The sequence below is a fragment of the Pseudomonas graminis genome (genome assembly GCF_013201545.1).
Taxonomy (GTDB): Bacteria; Pseudomonadota; Gammaproteobacteria; order Pseudomonadales; family Pseudomonadaceae; genus Aquipseudomonas.
On the sequence record NZ_CP053746.1, the window covers coordinates 4,374,766 to 4,396,843 of the forward strand.

Annotated in this window: 20 protein-coding genes; 5 read left to right on the forward strand and 15 right to left on the reverse strand. The window is 59.1% G+C overall.

What is annotated here, in order from left to right:
* Nucleotides 1-50 precede the first annotated feature (50 nt).
* From FX982_RS19720 to FX982_RS19735, 4 genes are all read right to left on the reverse strand, one after another.
* The gene (locus FX982_RS19720; RefSeq protein ID WP_172612170.1) at nucleotides 51-1,598 is read right to left on the reverse strand and encodes a sensor domain-containing diguanylate cyclase; all 1,548 of its coding nucleotides are present in this window, start codon (nucleotides 1,596-1,598) and stop codon (nucleotides 51-53) included.
* Nucleotides 1,599-1,935: 337 nt separating this feature from the next.
* Nucleotides 1,936-3,075: a glutathione-independent formaldehyde dehydrogenase gene (locus FX982_RS19725; RefSeq protein ID WP_172612171.1), complete on the reverse strand. Its 1,140-nt coding sequence runs from the start codon at nucleotides 3,073-3,075 to the stop codon at nucleotides 1,936-1,938.
* A 585-nt stretch (nucleotides 3,076-3,660) separates the two neighbouring features.
* Nucleotides 3,661-3,996, reverse strand: a complete 336-nt coding sequence (locus FX982_RS19730) for a hypothetical protein (RefSeq protein WP_122537078.1) — start codon at nucleotides 3,994-3,996, stop codon at nucleotides 3,661-3,663.
* 184 nt (nucleotides 3,997-4,180) lie between these two features.
* Nucleotides 4,181-4,639: a GNAT family N-acetyltransferase gene (locus FX982_RS19735; protein ID WP_172612172.1), complete on the reverse strand. Its 459-nt coding sequence runs from the start codon at nucleotides 4,637-4,639 to the stop codon at nucleotides 4,181-4,183.
* Between the two features lie 276 nt (nucleotides 4,640-4,915).
* Between FX982_RS19735 and FX982_RS19740 the strand changes: the two genes are divergently transcribed.
* The gene (locus FX982_RS19740; protein ID WP_172612173.1) at nucleotides 4,916-5,284 is read left to right on the forward strand and encodes a histone-like nucleoid-structuring protein, MvaT/MvaU family; all 369 of its coding nucleotides are present in this window, start codon (nucleotides 4,916-4,918) and stop codon (nucleotides 5,282-5,284) included.
* Nucleotides 5,285-5,410: 126 nt separating this feature from the next.
* Here the strand turns inward: FX982_RS19740 and FX982_RS19745 are convergent, their stop codons facing one another.
* Entirely contained in the window at nucleotides 5,411-6,037 is a 627-nt protein-coding gene (locus FX982_RS19745) for a glutathione S-transferase family protein (protein WP_172612174.1), read from the reverse strand.
* A gap of 280 nt (nucleotides 6,038-6,317) precedes the next feature.
* Here FX982_RS19745 and FX982_RS19750 point away from each other — a divergent pair, with 280 nt between their 5' ends.
* Nucleotides 6,318-6,566, forward strand: coding sequence for a CsbD family protein (locus tag FX982_RS19750; protein WP_172612175.1), 249 nt, complete (start codon nucleotides 6,318-6,320; stop codon nucleotides 6,564-6,566).
* A 1,333-nt stretch (nucleotides 6,567-7,899) separates the two neighbouring features.
* Nucleotides 7,900-9,204 (forward strand): tyrosine-type recombinase/integrase, encoded by a 1,305-nt coding sequence (locus FX982_RS19755; RefSeq protein ID WP_172612176.1) that lies wholly within the window; start codon nucleotides 7,900-7,902, stop codon nucleotides 9,202-9,204.
* A 41-nt stretch (nucleotides 9,205-9,245) separates the two neighbouring features.
* Here FX982_RS19755 and FX982_RS19760 read toward each other — a convergent pair whose 3' ends face one another.
* The 9 genes from FX982_RS19760 to FX982_RS19800 all read right to left on the reverse strand — a co-directional run bounded on the left by FX982_RS19760 (nucleotide 9,246) and on the right by FX982_RS19800 (nucleotide 17,930).
* The gene (locus tag FX982_RS19760; protein WP_172612177.1) at nucleotides 9,246-10,328 is read right to left on the reverse strand and encodes a protein-glutamate methylesterase/protein-glutamine glutaminase; all 1,083 of its coding nucleotides are present in this window, start codon (nucleotides 10,326-10,328) and stop codon (nucleotides 9,246-9,248) included.
* Entirely contained in the window at nucleotides 10,291-10,824 is a 534-nt protein-coding gene (cheD, locus tag FX982_RS19765) for a chemoreceptor glutamine deamidase CheD (protein WP_172612178.1), read from the reverse strand. Before cheD ends, FX982_RS19760 begins: the two co-directional genes overlap by 38 nt.
* Nucleotides 10,821-11,630: a CheR family methyltransferase gene (locus tag FX982_RS19770; protein ID WP_172612179.1), complete on the reverse strand. Its 810-nt coding sequence runs from the start codon at nucleotides 11,628-11,630 to the stop codon at nucleotides 10,821-10,823. The genes cheD and FX982_RS19770 overlap by 4 nt, the downstream gene beginning before the upstream one ends.
* A gap of 9 nt (nucleotides 11,631-11,639) precedes the next feature.
* Nucleotides 11,640-12,179 (reverse strand): chemotaxis protein CheW, encoded by a 540-nt coding sequence (locus FX982_RS19775; RefSeq protein WP_172612180.1) that lies wholly within the window; start codon nucleotides 12,177-12,179, stop codon nucleotides 11,640-11,642.
* Nucleotides 12,180-12,215: 36 nt separating this feature from the next.
* Nucleotides 12,216-13,874 (reverse strand): methyl-accepting chemotaxis protein, encoded by a 1,659-nt coding sequence (locus FX982_RS19780; protein ID WP_172612181.1) that lies wholly within the window; start codon nucleotides 13,872-13,874, stop codon nucleotides 12,216-12,218.
* 29 nt (nucleotides 13,875-13,903) lie between these two features.
* Nucleotides 13,904-15,958: a chemotaxis protein CheA gene (locus FX982_RS19785; RefSeq protein WP_172612182.1), complete on the reverse strand. Its 2,055-nt coding sequence runs from the start codon at nucleotides 15,956-15,958 to the stop codon at nucleotides 13,904-13,906.
* Nucleotides 15,959-16,026: 68 nt separating this feature from the next.
* On the reverse strand, nucleotides 16,027-16,314 hold the full coding sequence (locus FX982_RS19790) for an STAS domain-containing protein (RefSeq protein WP_172612183.1): 288 nt from the start codon (nucleotides 16,312-16,314) through the stop codon (nucleotides 16,027-16,029).
* A 23-nt stretch (nucleotides 16,315-16,337) separates the two neighbouring features.
* A complete protein-coding gene (locus FX982_RS19795; protein WP_122537040.1) occupies nucleotides 16,338-16,706 on the reverse strand; it encodes a response regulator in 369 nt (122 codons plus the stop codon).
* Nucleotides 16,707-16,715: 9 nt separating this feature from the next.
* Nucleotides 16,716-17,930: a methyl-accepting chemotaxis protein gene (locus FX982_RS19800; RefSeq protein WP_172612184.1), complete on the reverse strand. Its 1,215-nt coding sequence runs from the start codon at nucleotides 17,928-17,930 to the stop codon at nucleotides 16,716-16,718.
* A 572-nt stretch (nucleotides 17,931-18,502) separates the two neighbouring features.
* Between FX982_RS19800 and FX982_RS19805 the strand changes: the two genes are divergently transcribed.
* Nucleotides 18,503-19,027, forward strand: a complete 525-nt coding sequence (locus FX982_RS19805; protein WP_172612185.1) for a cyclophilin-like fold protein — start codon at nucleotides 18,503-18,505, stop codon at nucleotides 19,025-19,027.
* Between the two features lie 314 nt (nucleotides 19,028-19,341).
* On the forward strand, nucleotides 19,342-19,611 hold the full coding sequence (locus tag FX982_RS19810; protein WP_172612186.1) for a hypothetical protein: 270 nt from the start codon (nucleotides 19,342-19,344) through the stop codon (nucleotides 19,609-19,611).
* Nucleotides 19,612-19,703: 92 nt separating this feature from the next.
* On the opposite strand, the gene FX982_RS19815 is transcribed toward FX982_RS19810, so the two are convergent.
* Nucleotides 19,704-22,076 carry a pyrroloquinoline quinone-dependent dehydrogenase gene (locus FX982_RS19815; RefSeq protein WP_216843198.1) on the reverse strand — a complete coding sequence of 791 codons (2,373 nt, stop codon included), beginning with the start codon at nucleotides 22,074-22,076 and terminating at the stop codon, nucleotides 19,704-19,706.
* Nucleotides 22,077-22,078: the final 2 nt, after the last annotated feature.

Sequence of the window (22,078 nt, forward strand, 5' to 3'; positions counted from 1 at the left end):
GGGGCATCTCGGAGGGTAGGGTTCTGGCCCGTTTCCATTCACACTGTTAGTTAGTGGCAAATCACCGATGGGTCGCGGTGGAATGCAGCGGCTTCTATGCAGTTGCGCCCTTTTATCTTTGCGCAGTACAGGAGACGATCAGCTTCGGCCATGCTACCCCTGTGGCTATTTTTGTCAGTCGGGTAGACCGCAACGACGCCAGCGCTGATTGTGACTATGCCCAGAGCGCTAGCTGAATGTTGGATCCGTGCTTGCTCAATGGACAGCCGTACTTTTTCAGCCACCACAATCGCACCCGCCAGCTCCGTTTCAGGAAGCAATATGACAAACTCCTCCCCACCGTAACGGGCGGCTATGTCGAATGGCCTGCTGACATTTCTGGCAATGAGAGCAGCGACTTCAACCAGGCAGTCATCGCCGAGCAAGTGGCCGTAATGATCGTTATATTGTTTGAACCAGTCTATGTCCAACAGGATCACGGCAAGACTGGACTGGTTTCTGAGCGCGCGAGCCCATTCTTTTTTAAGAGCACTGTCGTAACTTCGTCTGTTGGCTAATGACGTCAAACTGTCTGTCATTGCAATGATTTCCAGTTTGTTCTGCGCCGCATTAAGTTCGCGTTCCGCGATAAGCAGCTGCTGGATCTGGCGGTACAGTAATCCGCCCAGCAACGCCAGCGCCAAAATGATCACGCCGAGAACGGCCAAAGACTGTGCAACATATGACCACCAGGGTGCGAACACTTGCTGATAGGAGATCCCCGCCGCCGCGATGATGGGCAGGCCCGATAGACGACGATAGGCATATATCCTCTCTACGCCATCTACCACCGACTTGATAATCGCAGTGCCGCTATCACTGTGGGGAAGATAGCGAGTGAAAATCTCTCCCTTTGAAAGATTGGTTGTCATCAGCGCAGTCACGGTTGGGCGCCGCGCGAGCAATTCACCTTTGTCGAGGGCGAGGAAGATGACCCCGTCGTTGTTGATATCTACCCGACTGAAAAAGTTTTGAAAATAGGAAACGGGAATAGTGGCGAGCGCTACGCCCGCAAAGGATCCGTCAGGAGATTCAATGCGGCGGCTGATGGGGATGATCAGATCCCCGGTGGTTCTGCTCTGAACGATAGAACCGATGTGGATGGCCTGGGTGGTGTTATCCCGATGAAAAATGAAGTAGTCGCGGTCACTATTATTTTTGGTCTGGACACCCTGAGAGAAAGAATTTGCAACCCAATTGCCTTTCGCATCGAATATGAACAGCCCCTGAAGTCCGTCAATGCGTTCGACCTGCCGAGCTAACAACGTCGTCATGCGGCTTTGCTGTTCAGCACCGATCCCGTCATGGGCCACACGCTCGGCGATATCTTGCAACGTGTTATCGGCTTGCAGCATCGTGTCACGCGCTAACTGTTCGGCGGCAATGACGATGTTCGAGACAGAAACTTTCGCAGCATCCACTCGCTCATTTGCCGATTGCTGAATCTGCCAGACGGTAGCAAGAATCAAAAGTAAACAGACTAACGCAATAAAACCTATCAGGGAGTTGGACAGCGCTTTGGGTGTCAATCTTGTGGAAAAAAATCGAGCAAGCGTCATGTCAGGCGTCATCTAATTGGCGAGTGGTGCAGATAATGCAGTTTTCGTACCGCGCAGGGCATATCCCGCTGCCTCCGAATCAAGCACGCTCGGGATATCCATAACGGAAGGAAAGCCTTGATGGCGGTAGTGAGCTGCGGACGCCTGGTTGTGGCGCGTTACGCGATCAGCGAAGGAGGGGGCATATCCGGGACATGTGTTGGGCCTGCCGGCGCCCGTTTCATTGCCCATCATGTGCATAGGTGATCCGGGTCAAAGCGAGCGCTTCGGCACGGATCACCCGTGAAGCAATGTTCAGGCGCCAGTCTCACGGCGCCTCAACCATCCTGCGGGAGAATTACGCCGAAGGCTTGAGCACGACTTTGGTCCAGCCATCAGCCCGCGCGTCAAATTGCTTGTAGGCCTCTGGACCTTCGGACAACTTCAAGCTGTGGGAAATGATGTGCGACGGCTTGGCACGGTCATGATGAATCAGCTCGGCAAGGCGACGGTTGTACGCCTTGACGTTAGCCTGACCGGTACGGATCTGCTGGCCCTTGAACCAGAAGGAGCCGAAATCGAAGGCCATTTTGCCTTCTTTGGCCAGATCGCTTGCAGCGTTCGGGTCTTGCGGCACGAATACGCCCACGACGCCAATACCGCCGGTTGGCTTGGTGGTGGCGACCAGGTTGTTCATGGTTTCGTGATTCGCTTCATGGCCATGCTTGTCGCAGCACTGATAACCCACACATTCGCAGCCACGGTCAGTGCCTTTGCCGTGGGTCAGATTCAGAATCTGATCGACCGCCTGGGTTTCGGAAGTGTTAATCGGCGTGGCGCCCAGCTTGGCCGCCAGTGCCAGACGGTCTGGATGGCTGTCGACGACAAACACCTGCGACGCACCTTTGATCATCGCCGCGTGGGCCGCCATCAATCCGACCGGGCCTGCGCCATAGATGGCGATGCTTTCACCCGGCAGCAAGCCGGACAATTCAGTCGCGTGCCAGCCGGTTGGGAGGATGTCCGACAGCATGACGTAGTCGTCTTCTTTCTCTTTAGCGTCTTCGGGCAAGACCAGGCAGTTGAAGTCGCCATACGGGACGCGCAGCAGCTCAGCCTGGCCACCCTCGTAAGGGCCCATTTCCGCAAAACCATAAGCGCCGCCGGCACTGCCAGGGTTGACAGTCAGGCAATAGCCGGTCAGGCCGCGCTCGCAATTTTCGCAGAAGCCACAGCCGATGTTGAACGGCAGGCAGACCATGTCGCCCACCTTGACGCGGTCAACTGCAGCGCCCACTTCAATCACTTCGCCCATGTTCTCGTGGCCCAGAATCCGGCCTGTTTCAAAGCTGGTGCGACCTTCATACATGTGCAAATCAGAGCCGCAGATATTGGTCGTGGTAATGCGGACCAGTACATCTGTGGCTTTTTCGATTCTGGCATCAGGAACGTTTTGAACGCTGACGTCGTGAGGACCGTTGTAGATAATGGCTTTCATTGGTTCTCCTGAAGATTGAATACGGGTTGCGTTGGTAGACGCCTGATTTAGTAGACCCTTGCCGGGCATCGTTCAAAGAGATTGGTCGGGGGTGACGAACGGCAGACAGCCGCAATGGCTCTGCGATGCGGCTTCTAGCGTTGTATTGACGGACTTTTCGCCAGGCAGGATCGAAAACCTACCGTACTGAATACTCAGAATTGTTGAAAATGGGCACTGACAAGACGACCCGCCGCTCCAGCCCCTTAGCAGCAAGTGCCTGATCGGTGCTGCCAACCAAACCTGCTATTGACTGATGACTACGGCCGTTACAAACGCCTGGTTATTTGCAGTGTCAGCAGTTGCAGTCGTCAGAGTGCACAGCATTTTTCGCGCACCGCCGGGAACAGATCATCGGTAGGAGAGGGTGGGCATCAAGGATTAAGCCGTCCACAGACGGACCGCAAAACTTCCATGTCGCTAGCCCGGGAGTAAGGAATCTCGAACCGGAAGAAATAGGCAAACTACACCTGTCCGGCACCCAACATTCCTACCCCCAGAAACAGAAAGGCCCGGCGAACCGGGCTTTCTTAAACCGAAGGCTACTTATTGAGCGGCTTTCAGTTTGATCACGTCACCGGATACAGTCGTGGTATAGCCATTCAGAACCCAAGCCCAGAACCACTTTTCCTGCACTTGAGTATTGATCAGCGCATCGCCACCTTTGGCCTGGATGGCGTAACTCTGAGCGCGGACAAAACGGTCGTTCTGACGAATCGGGATCAGGCCGAAAAGCATCAGGCCAGTCGCGCTTGCCTCGCTATGGCCAACGACGGTGTACTGGCTCCTGTCATATTGCTGAGTCTTCATGGCGGTGCCGGTGCAACCCGCCAGAACCAGACCACACACTGCAGAAGCGATGATTTTGCTAAAGGACTTCACGTAAAACTCCATTGACTATAGCCCGAATCCAATTATCGGGCGGCGACACTTTACCCGAAGGGATAACACTTAGACACATCTTCAATCTCATTCGAGGTGTCTATTAAATCCGGGGCGATTCAGATCGCCCCAATGACCTGAATGACCGACGCCTATGACGGGAAAACATTGTTGCAGGGAAAGCCTAAAGCAAGCGCTGCATAAGCGAATGCTCTTTGCCCCAGGCATGAAATGATTCTAGATACTCCCATCCTCGCTTTGCGTAATAGTCACGTCGGTCATGTGTGTGCAAATACAGTTTCTGATGTCCGATTCCTTTTGCTGTGGAGCAAATCTCTGCAATGAGTCGTTCGGCCACGCCACGCTGTCTTGCCAACGGTGCAACAAGAACGCACGCAAGCCATGGTCCGAGTGCTGGGTGATCGGGCGAGTCGTCCTTGGCCAGGGCAGCCCCTCCGAGCAGTTGGCCATTTTCCAGAGCGATCACGGTTCGCCAGTTACCGTCGTTCTGGCCAGCTTTGAATTCGCGCTGCCAATCAGGGAGCGCCTGGGCGACGAATTCATACGCGAACTGTTCATGCAGCCACGATGCAAATGTGTCGCTATGGTCCATGTGATCGCGAAGCAAGACGGTCTGGAACATGTGATTAATCCTTGAGAGGAGCAGGTTTGCAGAGTCTGATTCAAGTGTGCGTGCTGCGTCGCTACCCACGGCCGCCGCAACGTAGTTGCAGGAGTTCAAACCATCGCCTAGCGGTTTAGCGATGCCGCGCTGACAAAACAGTCTTGGCAAGCCAGCCGGGCGATATTACTGTTGCGGCGCCCGCCGTTCGGCGGAGTGATTAGGGAAACCAGGCGAATGACTGATGACCGGCGTTCGGCTAACATCGGCCATATCAAAACGACCTTGGAGATTTAAATGTCCCGCCTTGCTGAATTCCGCAAACTTGAACAGCAGCTCGCCGCCCAGCTCGCCGAACTTGAAACCCTGAAAAATGATAGCGGCTTGAAGAAAGAAATCGAATTTGAAACCAAACTGCGTGACCTCCTCGGTGAGTACGGCTTCAGCTTGAAAGAGATAGTCGGCATTCTCGATCCTCAGGGACCCAGCGGTCGGCAGTCTGCTCCAGTGGCTGCCGAGAAAAAAACACGTAAGGCCCGAGCGATGAAGGTTTATAAAAACCCGTTGACAGGTGAGGTCGTAGAAACCAAAGGCGGCAACCACAAGCTTTTGAAAGCCTGGAAAGGCCAGTTCGGCGACGAGGTTGAGAACTGGTTGGTTAAATGACCTGGTTAAGCTGAAACAGCCGTCGTGAGACGGCTTTTTTATGACTGCGATTGCGCCCTGACGTGGGCTATGAAGCGTCTGGAGACGCTTTCCAGGGCGGGGCTAGCAAGCCTGCGTGTTTAGTACTCAGCTTGCGAACTTGTAATCACCGCCTTTTTCTACCGCACTGATATAGGCCGGCCGCGCCTGGAACCGGTCGATCCACGCGGAGAGGCCAGGGTAGTCGTGCAGCATGCCTTGGGACTTTGCAAACTCGCCAATAAAGCTCATCTGGATGTCCGCGCCGCTGATTTCTTCGCCCAACAAGTACGGGGTAAGTTTCAATGCGGTTTCCAGATACCCCAGATAGTTGGCCAGTTCAGATTCGATTCGCGGCTGCAGCGGCTTGCCAGCTTCCCCAAGGCGCCCGACATAAAGACTCAGCATCAGCGGCAGCATGGCCGACCCTTCTGCGAAATGAAGCCACTGCACGTATTCGTCGTAGGTTGCGGTGGCCGGGTCAGGTTGCAAACGGCCGTTGCCGTGGCGGCGGATCAGATAATCGACGATAGCGCCGGACTCGATCAGTACATGAGGGCCATCCTGAATCACCGGTGATTTCCCCAGCGGGTTTATGGCTTTCAGCTCTGGGGGCGCCAGGTTGGTTTTGGGGTCTCGTTGGTAGTGCTTGATCTCGTAGGGAAGGGCGAGCTCCTCGAGTAGCCAGAGGATGCGCTGCGAACGGGAATTGTTGAGATGATGAACGATGATCATGAAATTCTCGATGAGGCTTAAGGGTGTGTAAGGACAGACTCTTGTGGCGCACCGTGGTTCTAAATGGTTGTCAGCGTTGGCTTGATGGTTTGGCGAGGCGAGCACTTGGGACGTCTAAGCACATGGCGGTTACAGGCGCAGAATCGGTTAGCCGTCATGCGCAGGAGCCCGGAGGCTGATCGTCGCTGAACTAATCACTGCCCCTGGCCCCTAATTCTGCGCACGTTGCGCCAATCCCAGGCTGATCCTGGGTCACTCACACACGAAGGTTTGGTGAATCATGAAGAGCGAACAGGTAGAAGGCGTTGTAGAGCAGGTTGCCGGCAAAGCACAGAGCGCAGTTGGGAAACTGTTTGGTGATTCTAAGCTGGAGGCGGAAGGTACCGGTCGCCAGGCTTCTGGTCAGTTGACCCAAGCCTATGGCGATGCGATGGACAGCATCTCTGCGTTTGTTAAAGAGAAACCAGTCGCTGCAGTTGCCATTGGTGGAATTACTCTGCTGATTCTGGACCGTCTCTTTCGCCGCTGAGTGAGGAGAAAGGGACGTTCCGATAGGGGCGTCCCCGTTTAGTCTGGACCTGCCTGCCCCCGACGCGCTCAGTCCTGCCCGGCCTGCCGCGTCAGGCCTATCAGGCCGAGCTTGAATACCGCCAGGCCGCGGGCTTCTATGCGCAATTGAATGCGCGCTCGGCATCGAGTTACTACGTCGACTTTGCCAATTCGCTGGGCGCACCGTCCTACACCCTGGCCGCGGTTGCAACGTTGAGCGTTCAGTTCCTGCAACCGCTTGTGTGTTTTTATGTACAGCTAGCATGAAACACGCCGCTGTTAATTCAGCTGTTGTTCATTTATTGCGAGGGCTGCCTGTGCTGGGCATCAGGATCTCCGGGTCGCATCGGCGATTATCGGCGTAACTTGCCAGGCGGTGCGATCCGGCAACTAGCTCAGGTTTTGTGATAGGGAAGCGATGGGCTATGGATTGATGAATGCGGTTACAAAGAACCTGCACGCCGACACATAATTTAACATAATATACATTATGCGTAACACCATGTTACGCATTTGGCCCAGTGTCCCAGCTAATCGAACGTGGCGCTTCTGCATTTCATGACCCTCTGTCACAGACATCAAACCCAACGCTCACTTTCGATGATCACAGCTCACCGTTCACGCCGAGCTCAATGATCCAACAAGCTCAATCGCCGCTTACCTACCGCGCACCCTTGAATCCAGCGCAGCCTCCGAATCCACAGCGAACATCTCGTAAGCCATGCCAACATCCACATCCACATCCACATCAGCATCGATACCTGATCCCCAAGTCACGAGGATGTCGATACCTGACCAGCGCCAGTGATATGCACGACAGACGATCTGCCACAGACGCAGATCCGGAGATTCACGACAATTCAGCTCGCCGACATCCAGCTGACCGCGAGCGCCTGACCACCGGGAGCTTGAACGGCGACTTCATGAGGCCCAGGCTTCGAAGCCGATCCTCCGACACAGCCGGCTCAAGTCAGTGCAAGGACGCCCCAATGAACCGTCACTCCAGCCGCGTAACAGGCAGCAGAGTATCAGTGCGCCCGCAGAAGCCACTGGATAGCCCAACAAATCGCTGCCCCTGGGCGTCGAAACTGGCCCAAAAGTCGCGAAATACACCTACCTGCACACGCAAACGTCACTTGAATTGCCCGGAAGGCATAAAAGAGTTCACAAACCCTAGGGTGACCAGAGAACCCCGCTAACACACCCCGACGCAAAAATGCAATATCCGATAACTGTCAGACCCGGATATTGCATCTGGGCCTGTCCTGCATGATCATGCCGGCACCTTCCGCGTTGCCACCAAGCGAATTCCCATGCCCGCGCCCTCGTCACCTCATCCCTTGTTCGAAACCTACGCGAAGTTTGGCGAGCTCAACTTCAGCTCCTTAAAGGAAGAGCTTCCCGCGATCCGTGAATATCTCGAGCAGTTCCCCGCCGAGACTCAGGCCATCGAAGGCTACCGCGCCGTGCGCAGCTTTCTAAAATCCTACGCCGGCAATGAATCCACGTTTAATTCCTACCGCACCCACGTCGAGCGATTGCTGCTTTGGACAATGCTCAAATCCAGAACGCCCCTCCTCGCCATGCGGCGCACCCAGGCCGAGGGCTTCATGGAATTTTGCCTGGCGCCTGACCCCGCCTGGGTCGGTCCGGTGGTCAAATCCCGCTTCACCCGCCTGGGTGCACGCAAGAAAACCGCGACGGACACCTACGCGCTCAACCCTGATTGGCGGCCGTTCAGCCAGACCGTCGCCAAGGAAGAACGCAAGCGCGCGCAGGAAGAAAACCGGCCCGCCCTCCAGGACACTTACCGGCTGGCCCAAGGCTCTATCGCGCAGATCTTCGCCGTATGCGGCAGTTTTTTCCAGCACGCGATCGACGAAGGTTTCTGTGAGCAGAACCCTTTTCGCGCGGTGAAGCAAAAGAGCAAATACAAGGAGCGCAACACCGATAACCAGGACACGCGCATCCTGACCTCGCTGCAGTGGGATTTCGTGCTGGAAACCGCCGAATTGCTGGCCGCCGAAGACACCAAGTACGAACGCACGCTGTTTATCGTGGCGACGATCTTTGCCATGTACCTGCGGGTGTCCGATCTGGTGGGTCGCGATAACTGGAAACCGACCATGGGCGATCTGCGCAAGGACAGCGCCGGCAACTGGTGGTACCACGTAGTGGGCAAAGGCAATAAAGCCGGCAAGATCAGCGTGCGCGACGATTATGTCGAAAACTACCTCAAGCGCTGGCGCCTGCATCAGGGTCTTTCTCCCCTGCCCGGCTTCCGTGAAAGCACGCCGCTGATCGCCACTCAGCGCGGTCGCGCCGGGCTATCGGACCGGCATATCCGCGTGCTGCTGCAGGAGGTGTTTGATCGCGCGCTGCAGCGTATGCAAGCCGAGCACTGGCCCGATGAAGACGTCGGCCGTCTGCGCGCTGCATCCTTGCACTGGCTGCGGCACACCTCGGCCACCTTCGACGCGCCGCACCGGGACATGAAGGATCTGCAAGTCGATCTGCGCCATAACAGCCTCAGCACGACGCAGAACGTCTACTACAACTCCGAGGACGAGAAGCGGGCGTACTCGGTCAAGCGTCTGCCCATGAAAGAGCGATCGTGATCGTTCATTGCCTGGCCGGAAGCTGAAGGCCGGCGGCCAGGCTAGCCGTTCAGTATCGCCTGATGGATATGCTCCAGCGGCATGATCCGCTGGGCAGCGTTGAGCTTGATGGCCTCCTTGGGCATGCCGAACACCACGCAGCTCGCCTCATCCTGGGCCACGGTGGCGGCGCCGGCGTCGAGCATCTCCTTGAGACCGCGGGCGCCGTCGTCGCCCATGCCGGTCATGATAATCCCGGTGGCGTTCTTGCCGGCGAACTTGGCCACCGACCGAAACAGCACATCCACTGAAGGTCGATGGCGATTCACCTGCGGCCCGTCGATGACCTGCGCGTGGTAATAAGCGCCACTGCGGGTGACCATCAGGTGCTTGCCACCGGGCGCTATCAGCGCCAGGCCGGGCAGGATGCGGTCGTTGTTACGTGCTTCGCGCACCTCGATCGCACAGATGCTATTGAGCCGCTCGGCAAAGGAGGCCGTGAACTTCTCGGGCATGTGCTGCACGATCACAATGCCCGGGCACACCCTCGGCAGAGCCTTGAGCACTGCTTCCAGCGCCTGGGTCCCACCGGTGGAGGTGCCGATGGCGACGATGCGTTCGGTCGTCTGTGCCATGGCGTGGCCACTGGCGGCCGGCAGGATGGCATCGGCAGTCAGCTTCCCTGCCGGCGCGGCTAACGGCGCCGGGCTGGCGCTGCGCTTTCCTAGGTTTCTGACGTTGGAATGTGCAGCAGCACGTATCGCTGCAACGAGCTCTGCCGCCGATTCGATCAGGAAATTCTTCAATCCGGTCGTGGGCTTGGTGATGATTTCCACAGCCCCTGCCGACAACGCCTGCAGGGAGGTTTCGGCGCCTTTCTGGGTCAGTGAGGAACAGATCACGACCGGCGTCGGACGCTCGCTCATGATTTTCTTGAGAAAGGTGATCCCGTCCATCCGTGGCATTTCCACGTCCAGCACGATCACATCGGGCCATTCCCGGGCGAGCTTGTCCATGGCGAAAATCGGGTCGGACGCCGCGCCCATGACATGGATGTCGGGGGTGTCGCTGAGGATGGCCATCAGCACCTGGCGGACCACGGCCGAGTCATCGACCAGCAGAACGCTGATTTTTTTGGTAGGCATCGTGTTGAAGTGTTCCCATTGGTTGGTGCCGAACCCAGACGTTGCCGTTCCACAGGTCGAACATGATCGTGCGGTGACCGGTGCTGCCCATGTCCTGAGCCGTCAGGTGCAGGTGGTAACGTTCGGCCAGGTCCAGCGCTGCGCGAATATTCAAGCTGGCCACATCTTGCGTGCGCAGGTCGCGCGGCTGATCGGGAAACATCCTGCCGCCGCCGAACAGCTTGATCTGGTAATCCTGAACCTGAGTACCGTTGATAAGAGCGTGTCGAAGCAGCAACTCCAGCGCCTCGTCGCCATATCGGCCGTCCAGCGGCAGATCGTGACGCAGGCGTCCTGGCAGCATGAAGTGACACATGCCGCCGATCAGCCGCTGCGGGTGCCAGAAGGTGATCGCGACGCAGGAACCGAGCAGTGTGCGCAAGCGCGTCGGACGCGTCGCGAAACTGACCTGGCCCGGGGCCAATACCACTTCGGCGGCGCCGACAGGCATTTTCATGGCTTGCGATAAATCGAGGGCGCCACCAGCTTCAGGGTGTCGTTAACACCGTTGAGGCTTTCCGAGTGACTGATGATCAAGTAGCCGCCCGGTTTAAGCAGCGGCAGCATGCGTGCGACGACCTGGGTCTTGGTTGGCTGGTCGAAATAAATCATCACATTGCGCAGGAAGATCACCTCGAACTCACCCAGGGCGGGCAGCGCTTCGTTGAGGTTGACCTGGACAAAGTTGACGCGGCTGCGCAATGCCTTGTCGACCAGGAAGGTGCCCTCCTGGCGACCGATGCCTTTGAGGCAGTACTTGACCAGCAGCGGCTGAGGCAACGTCTCGGCACGCCCCATGGCGTAGTGGCCGCTGCGCGCTTTTGCCAGCACTTGGGTACTGATGTCCGAGCCGACCACTTCCCAGGGCGTGGTCCCCAGGCCTTCGGCCAGGGTCATCGCCAGGCTGTAGGGCTCTTCACCCGAGGAACTGGCTGCACTCCATACCCGAAACACCTTGCCCGGCGCGACTTTGGGCAGCACCTGCTGACGCAGGAAGTCGAAGTGCTTGGGCTCGCGAAAGAAATAGGTTTCGTTGGTGGTCAGCAAATCCAGGGCAACCTGCAGTTCGCCCTTGCGTTCGTCCTTCATGATCAGCTTGAAGTACTCGCCGTAGCTCTGCAGCTCGTAATGCTTGAGGCGCTTGAACAGGCGCCCTGCCACGAGTGCTTTTTTGGCGGGCGACAGGTTGATGCCGGCCGCGCGATACAGCCAGCTCTGGAACTGACCGAACTCACGATCATCGATGGTAGCGGTGTCTGCCATGTTCGGGCCTCAACGTGGATCGAGATCAAGGGCCGGGGCCTGACCGGCTTCGGCAAGGCTGGACATCTCATCGATGGACAGCACGTTGTCCACGTCCAGCACAATCACGAACTTGCCATCGACCTTGGCCATGCCGCTGATGAAATCGGATCGAATACGCGCGCCAAAGCTGGGCGGCGGCTCAATCTGTGTGGACGGAATCTCCTGCACCGCAGACACGGTGTCGACCAGCAAACCGATGTCCTGCGCCTGCCCCTCGTCGGTGCTCGCCTCAATGATGATGACGCAGGAGCGCCGGGTGATTGCAGAGTTGGCCCGTCCGAAGCGCGCCGACAGATCAACCACCGGCACCACCGCGCCGCGCAGATTGATCACCCCGCGCACAAAGGCGGGCATCATGGGCACCACGGTCAGGCTGCCGTATTCGATAATTTCCTTGATCCCCAGAATGCCGATGGCAAACATTTCGCCGCCGAGCATGAAGGTCAGGTACTGCGCGTCCTCATCCACCGCAACCGCGGTTTGCCGAGTGGTCGTCACTGCGCCCATGTCGTTCTCCCTGTAATCCCGCATTGATGCTTGTGATCAGAAGCGGGTGAATTCCGATTCATCCGGGGCGCTGGCCATGCTGTACGCAAACGCTTTGCGCGGCGGCTGCGGTTTCACCCGTGGCGGCTGATGGCTAGGCTTGCTGCCGGCGTTGTCCACGCTGCTGCTTTGGGCAGCGGGCCTGGGCGTTGAATCAAGCACGAAGAAACTCATGGCCTGTTGCAGCTGTTCGGCCTGACTGCTCATTTCTTCGGCGGTGGCGGCCAGCTCCTCGCTGCTCGACGCATTCTGCTGAGTCACCTGGTTGAGCTGGGTCATCGCCGTATTGATCTGCGCGACGCCGGCGGCCTGCTCCTCGGAGGCTGCGCTGATTTCCTGCACCAGGTCGCTGGTCTTGTTGATGGACGGCACCATCTCACCGAGCAACTTGCCGGCCTTTTCCGCCATGTCGACACTGCTGGAAGACAGCTCGCCGATTTCCTGGGCGGCGACCTGGCTGCGTTCGGCCAGCTTGCGCACTTCGGCCGCGACCACCGCGAAACCCTTGCCATGCTCACCGGCCCGAGCGGCCTCGATAGCGGCGTTGAGGGCCAGCAGGTTGGTCTGGTAGGCGATGTCATCGATGATGCTGATGCGCTGGGCGATTTTCTTCATCGCCACGACGGTCTGCTGCACCGAATCGCCACCTTCGGTGGCTTCCTTGGCGGCCTTGCTGGCCATGCCATCGGTCACTTTGGCGTTTTCGGTGTTCTGGTTGATGCTGGCGCTCATCTGCTCGATCGAGGCACTGGTTTCCTCGACGCTGGCGGCCTGTTCACTGGTCGCCTGGCTCATCGATTGCGCAGTGGCGCTGACCTGCTCGGAGGCGCTGGCGAGGTTGTCAGCGGCGTTGCGCACTTCGCCGATGATGTGTCCCAGCTTGCCGACCATGTTGCGCATGGCGTTGAGCACCATGCCGGTTTCATCTTTCGTCCCTGGTTCGATGGGCGTACTGAGATTACCTTCAGCCAATTGCTCGGCGGCGGTGGCGGCTTGTCTCAGCGGACGCGAGATGATGCGCGCGATGAACACGGCCAGGCCCAGGCCGATCACTAACGCAGCGATCAGCGCCGCAATGATCGCCCAGCGGGCGCCTTCGTACAGCGCAGAGCCCTTGTCACCAGCAGCCGTCGCGCCGGCGTCATTGATCTCGACCATTTTCTGCAGGCGGTTGGTCAAGTCTTCGAAACGCGCCTTCGACTCACCCCTGAGCAAGCTGCGCGCCTGGTCCTCCTGGTTCTGCCGGGACAGTTCGAACAGCTGATTGCTGGTTGCGAGGTAGGTAGCCCAAGCGCCTTTCGCTGCCGCCAGAAGCTGACGATCTTCCTCGTTCGAGAGCAGATTCTCATAGGTGCCCATGCGGGTTTCAAACTGCTGGCGGGCTTCGGTGGCTTCCCGCTCGGCCTGGGCCTTCTCTTCGGCGACATCGGTACCGATGGAGCGATTTTCTTTCAGGCGATAGCTGGCGGCAAAAAAACGCATGCCTGCCGCTGCGCGCATGGAGGGCATCCAGTTACCCCGGATGTCCTGAGCAGCCTGATTGACGCCCCCTAGCTGATGAATGGCGAAGACGCCCATTGCGGCAGTGAGGGCCAGGACCACCAGGAATGAGCTGATCAACTTGGTGGAAATCTTTAGATCGTAGAACCATTTCATCGTGAAACCTCCATGGTGTTGCAAATACGTCAGCGAGCGACAACGGTCGGCGAATAAGGCGCCTGGGTCGTGCGGGCTTCCAGTTGTACGATTTGATTGAGCAATGCCGGTATGTCGAGGATCAGCGCCACCGCGCCACTGCCCAATATGGTCGAGCCGCTGATGCCGCGCAGTGCGCCGAACAACTTGCCCAACGGTTTGATCACGGTCTGGAATTCTCCGAGCAGGTCATCGACGACCAGCCCGGCCTTGTGCTCGGCGTAGCGCACGACCACCACATTCTGGCGTCGGCCGGCGCTGCCTTCGTGGCTGAAGTGGTCGCGCAGGTCCACCAGCGGCAACACCTCGCCACGCAGGTCCAGGTAGCCCTTGTCACGGCTTGACTGGCGCTGGTGTTCATCCAGTTCGATGCATTCCTGAACCATGTCCAGCGGAATCACGTAGGTGGATGTATCGATGCCGACCAGAAAGCCATTGATGATCGCCAGGGTCAGCGGCAAACGAATGCGCACCACGGTGCCCTGCCCCGGGCGACTGTCCAGATCGACGGTGCCGCGCAGCAGCGTGATGTTGCGCTTGACCACGTCCATGCCGACGCCACGGCCCGACAGATTGGTCACCGCCTCGGCGGTTGAGAAGCCCGGCTCGAAGATCAGGTTGTAGATCTCCTGATCGGAGAGCACTGCACCGCTGGCGACCAGTCCGCGCTCTTGAGCCTTCTCCAGGATTCGTTCGCGGTTGAGTCCGTTGCCGTCGTCGGCGATTTCGATGACGATGCTTCCCGAGTCGTGGTAGGCATTCAGGCTCAGATGGCCCTTCCCCGCCTTACCGGCAGCGCGCCGGGCATCGGCGCTTTCGATGCCGTGGTCCATGGCGTTGCGCAGCAGGTGCATCAAGGGGTCGCCGATTTTCTCGACGACGGTCTTGTCCAGTTCGGTTTCGGCACCGCTGATGCTCAGCTCGATGTCCTTGCCCAGCTCCTGACTGATGTCGCGAACCACGCGGCGGAAGCGGTTAAACGTGTCGCCGATGGGAATCATGCGCAAGTGCAGTGCGCCATCGAGGATCTCCTCCACCAGTCCCGAGACCGTCGACGTCGCCTCTTGCAGCGGGTCGTTGTGACAGGAACGAGCCAACAGGCTGGCACCCGCGCTCGCTATCACCAGTTCGCCGACCAGGTTGATCAGTTCGTCGAGCTTGTCGGCATTGACGCGCACGTAGTTGCCGTCCCGGGCTTTCGGCTCACTGGCCGCCGGCAGACGCTGCACCGAAGCCGTCAGTGGCCCCTGCTCTGCCTGAGCAACCAACTCGCTGCCGATGGTCACAGCGCTGTGGGGCGCTTCATCGATGGACTCGATGCGCACCTCACAGTCATCCCGCACAAAGTCGAATACTTCGTTGAGGGTGGCGTGGCTGGCCGTCGAGCGCAGGTCGATCTCGAAACCCAGATAGCAGCTTTCCGGGTCCCAGCTGTTCAGTGCCGGAAGGCTGTCGGTGAGGGTCGTGACCTGCGTTATCTGCCCCAGGGTTTCCAGGTAGCGCAGGAACGAAAGCGGGTCCATGCCATTGCGAAATACGTCCACTCCGAAGCGCAGGGAGATATGCCAGAGCACCTCGGCGGACGTGTCTGCGCCGCCATCAACGCGTTTTTCAGTGTTTTGAGCGCTGGTATCGGGGACAGGGTGCGCCGCCTGATAGCTGCTCAACGCCTCGCGCAACGCCGCTTCACGCTCCAGGGCCACAGGCTCAAGCGTCTCTCCGCGACTGGCGACAACGTTGATCAGCTCCAGCATATGATCGCCGCACTTGAGCAGCACCGCGATCAGCCGAGAGTCGACTGCCACACTGCCGTCGCGCAGGCGGTCGAGTACGTCCTCAACGATGTGCGTGAAGCTGACCACCGGGTTCAGGCCGAACAGGCCGGCCGAACCCTTGATGGTGTGCGCGGCACGAAAAATCGCACCGATGGCATCCTGGTCGTCAGGTTCGGTTTCCAGTTGCAGCAGGGATTGCTCCATGACCTGCAACAGTTCGTGGGCCTCGACGATGAATGTCTGCAATGCCTGGTCGAGATTGATGCTCACCTGGACCTTCCTTGTCTATCAATGAACGTGCAATGAACGTGGCTGGGGTTGGCGCGGCGGCGGCCTGGCTATGAGGCCGCTTTGCGACACAGCTCAAGGGCCTGCGTGACCGCCAGGCTCTGGCCGGTGACACTTAAGGCGGTGCCAGCGTTCTCGGCTTCACGCTGGATGACCGCGAGCAACTGCAGCCCCGCGCCATCCATTTCTGTGACCTGCGAGAGGTCCAGCATCAGGCGCGCCGCGCCGCCCATCTGCGGCAACAGCGCGCCCGCCAGCTCGGCTACGGTGTAGATCGTCAGCTCTCCGTCAATGCTGACGCAGGTGCTGTCGTCGAGTGTTTCGAGGGTGATCGGCATCGCAGCCTCCTCCGCGCAAGGATTCAGGGCAGGATCAGCTTCGACACGGCTGCCAGCATCTGTGCGGGCTGAAACGGCTTCACCACCCACGCTTTGGCGCCCGCCGCCTGCCCCTCGGCCTTCTTCGACTCCTGGGACTCGGTGGTCAGCATGATGATCGGCGTGAACCTGTAGCTGGCCAGTTTCTTGACCTCCTTGACGAAGGTGATGCCGTCCATGTTGGGCATGTTCACGTCGCTGATGATCAGGTGCACTTTCTGCCCGGTGAGCTTGCCCAGCGCATCCTTGCCGTCGCACGCCTCGATCACGTCGTAACCTGCGCTTTTCAAGGCAATGCCTACCACTTGCCGCACGCTGCTGGAGTCGTCGACCACTAATACATTCTTCGCCATGATGAGCTCCTAAAAGAAGGTGATGTCTTGAGAGTTCTGCTGCACGGGCGTCTCGCCACGATGGGTGCGACGCTGCTCGTCGGTGGCGTAGGTGGCGTCCATGCGCGCCAGCCATTGGCGGGCATCAAGGGACGTCGCCTGATCCGGGGTCTCGTTCGCCTGGAGCAGGTGGCCATGCAAATCTTCCATGTTGTCCCGCACGTGGCTGAGGATCTGGCTCACACGGTCCTGGAATTGCAGGTCGACCAGCACCTCCGTCATCTCATCGCCAATGCCCCGGCTTTCCTGCTTGAGCAGGTCCGCCGATTCGGCCAGGCGCCCGGTGATGTTATGAAAACGCTCGAGCACGACTTGAATGCTGTTTTCTGACGCGGCCACCGATTGGCTGTCCTGATCGGCGCTGCTCGATGCGGCGTGCACTAACTGCGTGATGCCGTTATTAATGATGTCGACCTTGGCCGACATCTGCTGGCCGGTTTCACTGGATTTGCTCGACAGGCTGCGCACTGCGTCGGCCACCACGGCAAAGCCGCGACCGGCTTCACCGGCACGCGCCGCTTCAATGGCTGCGTTGAGGGCCAGGAGGTTTGTTTGCGCGGCGATCGCCGCTACGTCCGCGGCCATGGTGCGCAGTTCGCCGGTATAAGCGGTAAGGCCGCGCACCTGGGCCAGGGTCTGGTCACGGCTGGTCTGAGCGGCCTTGAGTGAGTTGATCACCTGGCTTAAATCGCTTTCGCTGAGTGACAGCACTTCAAGCGCCCCGTCTGCCGTTTGCCCGTCGAGTTCGCCGGCAGCGCGCTGGGACGCGTGAACCGTTTCCTGCAATCGCGCGGCGATCCCGATGAACCGGTTGGTCAGATTCACAATCGCTTCTTCGGTCTGATACCGAGAGCTTTCCACCTGCCGGGCCCAGATCGGCATGGCGCCCAGCAACACCTCATTGAGTTGTACGCCCGAGGTCATGCCGTTGCTCGCCGCGTCCGCCTCTGACTGCTCCGCCTGCGCCCGAGCCGTGGCTCGCAGCACCACGTTACGCTGGGAACCGGCACTCCAGGCACCTGCGCCGAGGCCGATCAAAACCAGCGCTGCGCACGCGATGAGGTTGGGGAGAGAGGTTGACTGGGCGAGTATCCATGCAACGGCAGGCACGACCGGAATCAAAGCGAACCAGAGAACACGCGGATGAGCGGAAGGGGCAATGCGAATGGATTGACGCTGGGTCATGGGTTCGATCCTTGAACAAACTTGCGTATGTAACTGACATCACGGTTATCTGCCCAGTGCGTCACAACTTGAGTCATCCCCCTCTGCCTTCCGTCCGGTTTATGACCGTCGCGTGACGCTGAAGATGCCTGCGCTCCTTGTAACCGCCGGCCGCGATGACCCGATTGAGAGTAATTCCAACGTGCAAAATCGTAGACTTTTTTGTTGCGGCACGATGCGCAGAGTGTCCGAACTCCCTGCTATCGCATTGGCAGGATGATGGGATGAGGGCCCGGCAAAGATCGACCATCGTCAACATCCTGATTAAGACTTATATAAAAGTCTGGAGATTGAAACGCGCTTCTCCGGGCAACTGACGAGCCCTGCCCTGCAACTTTCCGGCATTGGTGAAGTTTGTTCATAAAAGCATTCTGGAGAGCCGTATGGTTCGGGCCAATACCCCGACGTACAGTGTTGTGACAGCAGGTATCCGATGGGGATTGGACGCGAAAGCGATGAGATTGCTGACCACTTACTCCATCACGGCTGATTAACTTTCTCCGAATCACCCCACTGCATAAGGTGCCCACAGGATGCGCGACAAACGATTCGCCCTATTCACCCAAACTCATGTCGGGGGCGCAAGGGGACTGACGCGGGCCTTCGGACTTCTGTTAGGCCTGACAGCGTTGAGCGAAAGCAATGCCTCGCCTGCGACCCCCGTGGGCTCTGCTCCCGCGGCCACGTCAGCCACCGTGCAGCTTCCGGAATCCCGTATCTGGATGACGGTTCGCGACACGCGCTTCGCGATCACCCTGGCGGATACACAAGCGGCACGGGCATTTGCCGCCCTGCTCCCACTCTCCATCGACATGCCTGACCTGAACAACAACGAGAAGCACGCCGAACTGCCGACATCGCTGCCGACAAGTACGATTCGCCCCGGCACGATCCACAGCGGCGATCTGATGCTGTACGGGTCACGCACGCTGGTCGCGTTCTACGCTACTTTCTCATCGCCCTATTCCTACACTCGTTTGGGCCGCATCGACAATGCCGCCGAACTGGCCCGCGTCTTTGGCAGCGATGCAGTACGCATCACTTTTTCAAAACAATAACGTCAGACGATTTTTCTCAAACGGCTGCGCTTTTTGACGGCCCACTGGTGGATATCGTTTTTATAACGAAAGCACTCACGTTGCGATTCTTGAGTGACGGCGCCTGCCGTCATGTCGAGCGCCGCGGGCGAAGCGTTGTGCGCGTTAAATAGTTAAAGACATTAACCAATTAATGAACGGGCACCTCATGAAATTACGTACTTTTGCGACAGCCTTATTGTCTGTCGCGGCGATAGCCGGCTGTACCACTGGAACACCGCGCGCTGAACCTGGGAAGGTCCATCGTCGACATTGAGGCCCACGCAGGAGACGACATGATCGCAAGACGTCTCGACGGAAATCAGGCCAACAGCTTGAATCATTTCATTGTTTCGCCAGGCAGGCATTCGATGGAAATGGGGATTGTGATAATCGGGTATCAGAACAGTCATCGTCGCTGCACGGCAACGCTGGACTACGACGGATTTGCGGCCGATGAGCGCTACACGTTGGTACAGAGCCGAGCGGATGCAGAGGTCAAGGTGTCGCTGCTGGACAGTCGAGGCGTTGCGGTGGCTCAAGCCGGCAAGGTGCCTTGCCTTTAATCAGCCAATCCAGCCAATCGGTCCGGCAGGCATTGGGGACTGAACCCGTCGAGCGTGGCACCCAGCAAATGTGTGGGTGCCACGCTGCCGTTTCAGGGTTTGGGCGCCGGCAACGCGAACGCCACAATCGTGTTGCTCAGCCGCGTTTTGAGCGCCTTCTTGCCCCCTGCCGCAATCACCACGAACTGCCTGCCGCTGCGGGGGCCGATATAAGTCACGGGGCTCGCATTGCCTGCGCCCGGCAGCCGCGCCGACCAGAGCTCTTCACCGCTGTGCACATCCAGTGCGCGAATCGTGCGTTCGGCGGTCGCTGCAATGAAGATCAGACCACTGCGGGTGCTGACCGAGCCGCCGGTCATCGGCGTACCCACCGTCACGGGCAACATCGACGGGATGCCCAGCGGGCCGGTGTCTCTTGCCGTCCCCAGCGGCCTGGACCAGAGCAGTTTGCCGCTGGCCAGGTCCACTGCCGAAATCAGCCCCCACGGCGGCGCATTGCAGGGCGTGCCGAGTACGGACAGGAAAGTGGTGCCGTACGCGCCGTAAGGCGTGTTGAGCATGGGCCGCTGGGCATCACCGCCCGGGCTCTGACCGTCCGACAGCCTGAACTTGCGTTCAACCGCCTCCTCCCGGCTGACCAGTTCGACGCGGTCCACCATTCGCAGCCAGTTGACGACCATCACGCCATGGTCGAGGTCCACCGACACACCGCCCCAATTGATCCCTCCAGCCGAACCTGGCGCGATCAGCACGGGCTGGCCCAGGGTAATCGGCGTCATGTGCCCCTCGTAGCGAGAATGGCGAAACTGAATCCGGCACAGCATCTGGTCCAGCGGGGTAATGCCCCACATGTCACGTTCCTGCAGCGTCGGCTGGCGAAACGCAGGCAGGCCGATCGACGCAGGCTGAGTCGCCGACAACCGCTCGCCCTTCGCTAGCCCGCCCTGAGGCACTGCCTGCTCTTGAACGGGCGCAATCGGTGTGCCCGTCTCTCGATCGAGGACGAAGACCTCGCCTCGCTTGGTCGCCTGAATCAGCGCATGGCGGATGACGCCGTCCACGGGCAAATCCACCAGCGTCGGCTGAGCCGGCACGTCGTAATCCCAGATGTCGTGATGGGTGGTCTGGAAATGCCAGCGCAACCGGCCGGTTTCAGCGTCCAGCGCAATGACCGAGCTGGAGACCTGATCGTCACCCGGCCGACGCAAACCGCCAAAGTTGTCGGGGGTTGCATTGCCCATGGGCAGATAGACCAGGCCGAGGGTTTCATCGGCGCTGATCGGTGCCCAGCTGTTCGGTGAGGACGGTGAGTAAACCTCGCCACTGGGCGGAGCACCCTTACGATCAGGCTGCTCGGAGTCGTAGGCCCATGCCAGTTGGCCGGTCTCTGCATCGAAAGCGCGGATGACTCCGGACGGCCCGCCCCAGTACTGACCGTCCGAAATTCCGCCCCCGACGACCACCTTGCCGCGAATGATCTGCGGCGCCGAGCTGACGTAATACAGGCCGTGGGGGTAGGCCTTGATGCCCTCTCGCAGGTCGACGAAACCCTTGTCGCCGAAGTGCTCGCAGAACTCGCCAGTACGCGCATCAAGGGCCACCAGCCCGGGCATTTGATTGGGTGCGATGATCCGTTGAGCGCAGGGTCCCTCGGCATTAGGCAGCTGGTAAAAAGCGACGCCTCGGCAGGGTTTGCCGGATGCCGCCGTGCCACCTGAAATGTCCTGATGCCAGCGCTCTTTGCCGGTTTCCGCATCAAGCGCAGTGACGCGATTCTGATCGTTACACGCATAAAGCGTATCGCCGACCATGATCGGCACCACTTCCAGACCACCTTCCGGTCCCGGCCCCATAGGGCCTGTCTCAGCTTCCCAGGCGACTTGCAATTGCTGAACGTTGTCGGGCGTGATCTGCGTCAACGGGCTGAACCGTGTGCCGCCCTGATCATTGCCGAATGCAGGCCAATCCTGGCGAGCGGCCGCCTCTGTCATGCCGTTCGCCGGGGGATAACTGCTCGATACACCTGCGCGCAGCAGCGGGTCAGATGCCTCGCCCGACTGGCCATGCAGCACAGCGCTCACCGCCACGCTCACCAGTAACACCGCCAGCGAGCCGAGCCATGCCGATCGGCGCGGAGCTCGAAACCCCACGGTGCTGGCGACCAGCAGAACGGCCAGCAGCACAGGCAGTCCGAGCCGTGGCATTAACTGCCAACCGTCAAACCCCGCTTCCCAGACACTCCATGCCACCGTTGCGGCCAATAAAACGCCGTAGAGCAGGATGACGCGATGGTCGCGCCGGAACACGCCGATGGCACAGATGACCCAGACGATGCCTGCGACCCCGTACCAGGCAGATCCGCCGTCACTGAGCAATACCGCACCGCCCAGCGTCATGGCGACACCCAAAATAGCCAATAACCCGCCAACGCCCTGCCTGAAGAGTCGGGCTGTTCTGTTTTCCATGC

Coding starts and splice junctions, on each gene's coding strand:
- FX982_RS19735 (WP_172612172.1), bottom strand. CDS start 4,639: ATGTTCCAGACCGTCTTGCTTCGCGATCACATGGACCATAGCGACACA.
- FX982_RS19800 (WP_172612184.1), bottom strand. CDS start 17,930: ATGACCCAGCGTCAATCCATTCGCATTGCCCCTTCCGCTCATCCGCGT.
- FX982_RS19775 (WP_172612180.1), bottom strand. CDS start 12,179: ATGGGCGCAGTGACGACCACTCGGCAAACCGCGGTTGCGGTGGATGAG.
- FX982_RS19815 (WP_216843198.1), bottom strand. CDS start 22,076: ATGGAAAACAGAACAGCCCGACTCTTCAGGCAGGGCGTTGGCGGGTTA.
- FX982_RS19795 (WP_122537040.1), bottom strand. CDS start 16,706: ATGGCGAAGAATGTATTAGTGGTCGACGACTCCAGCAGCGTGCGGCAA.
- FX982_RS19770 (WP_172612179.1), bottom strand. CDS start 11,630: ATGGCAGACACCGCTACCATCGATGATCGTGAGTTCGGTCAGTTCCAG.
- cheD (WP_172612178.1), bottom strand. CDS start 10,824: ATGAAAATGCCTGTCGGCGCCGCCGAAGTGGTATTGGCCCCGGGCCAG.
- FX982_RS19720 (WP_172612170.1), bottom strand. CDS start 1,598: ATGACGCTTGCTCGATTTTTTTCCACAAGATTGACACCCAAAGCGCTG.
- FX982_RS19755 (WP_172612176.1), top strand. CDS start 7,900: ATGCCCGCGCCCTCGTCACCTCATCCCTTGTTCGAAACCTACGCGAAG.
- FX982_RS19745 (WP_172612174.1), bottom strand. CDS start 6,037: ATGATCATCGTTCATCATCTCAACAATTCCCGTTCGCAGCGCATCCTC.
- FX982_RS19740 (WP_172612173.1), top strand. CDS start 4,916: ATGTCCCGCCTTGCTGAATTCCGCAAACTTGAACAGCAGCTCGCCGCC.
- FX982_RS19725 (WP_172612171.1), bottom strand. CDS start 3,075: ATGAAAGCCATTATCTACAACGGTCCTCACGACGTCAGCGTTCAAAAC.
- FX982_RS19750 (WP_172612175.1), top strand. CDS start 6,318: ATGAAGAGCGAACAGGTAGAAGGCGTTGTAGAGCAGGTTGCCGGCAAA.
- FX982_RS19790 (WP_172612183.1), bottom strand. CDS start 16,314: ATGCCGATCACCCTCGAAACACTCGACGACAGCACCTGCGTCAGCATT.
- FX982_RS19810 (WP_172612186.1), top strand. CDS start 19,342: ATGATCGCAAGACGTCTCGACGGAAATCAGGCCAACAGCTTGAATCAT.
- FX982_RS19805 (WP_172612185.1), top strand. CDS start 18,503: ATGCGCGACAAACGATTCGCCCTATTCACCCAAACTCATGTCGGGGGC.
- FX982_RS19780 (WP_172612181.1), bottom strand. CDS start 13,874: ATGAAATGGTTCTACGATCTAAAGATTTCCACCAAGTTGATCAGCTCA.
- FX982_RS19760 (WP_172612177.1), bottom strand. CDS start 10,328: ATGCCTACCAAAAAAATCAGCGTTCTGCTGGTCGATGACTCGGCCGTG.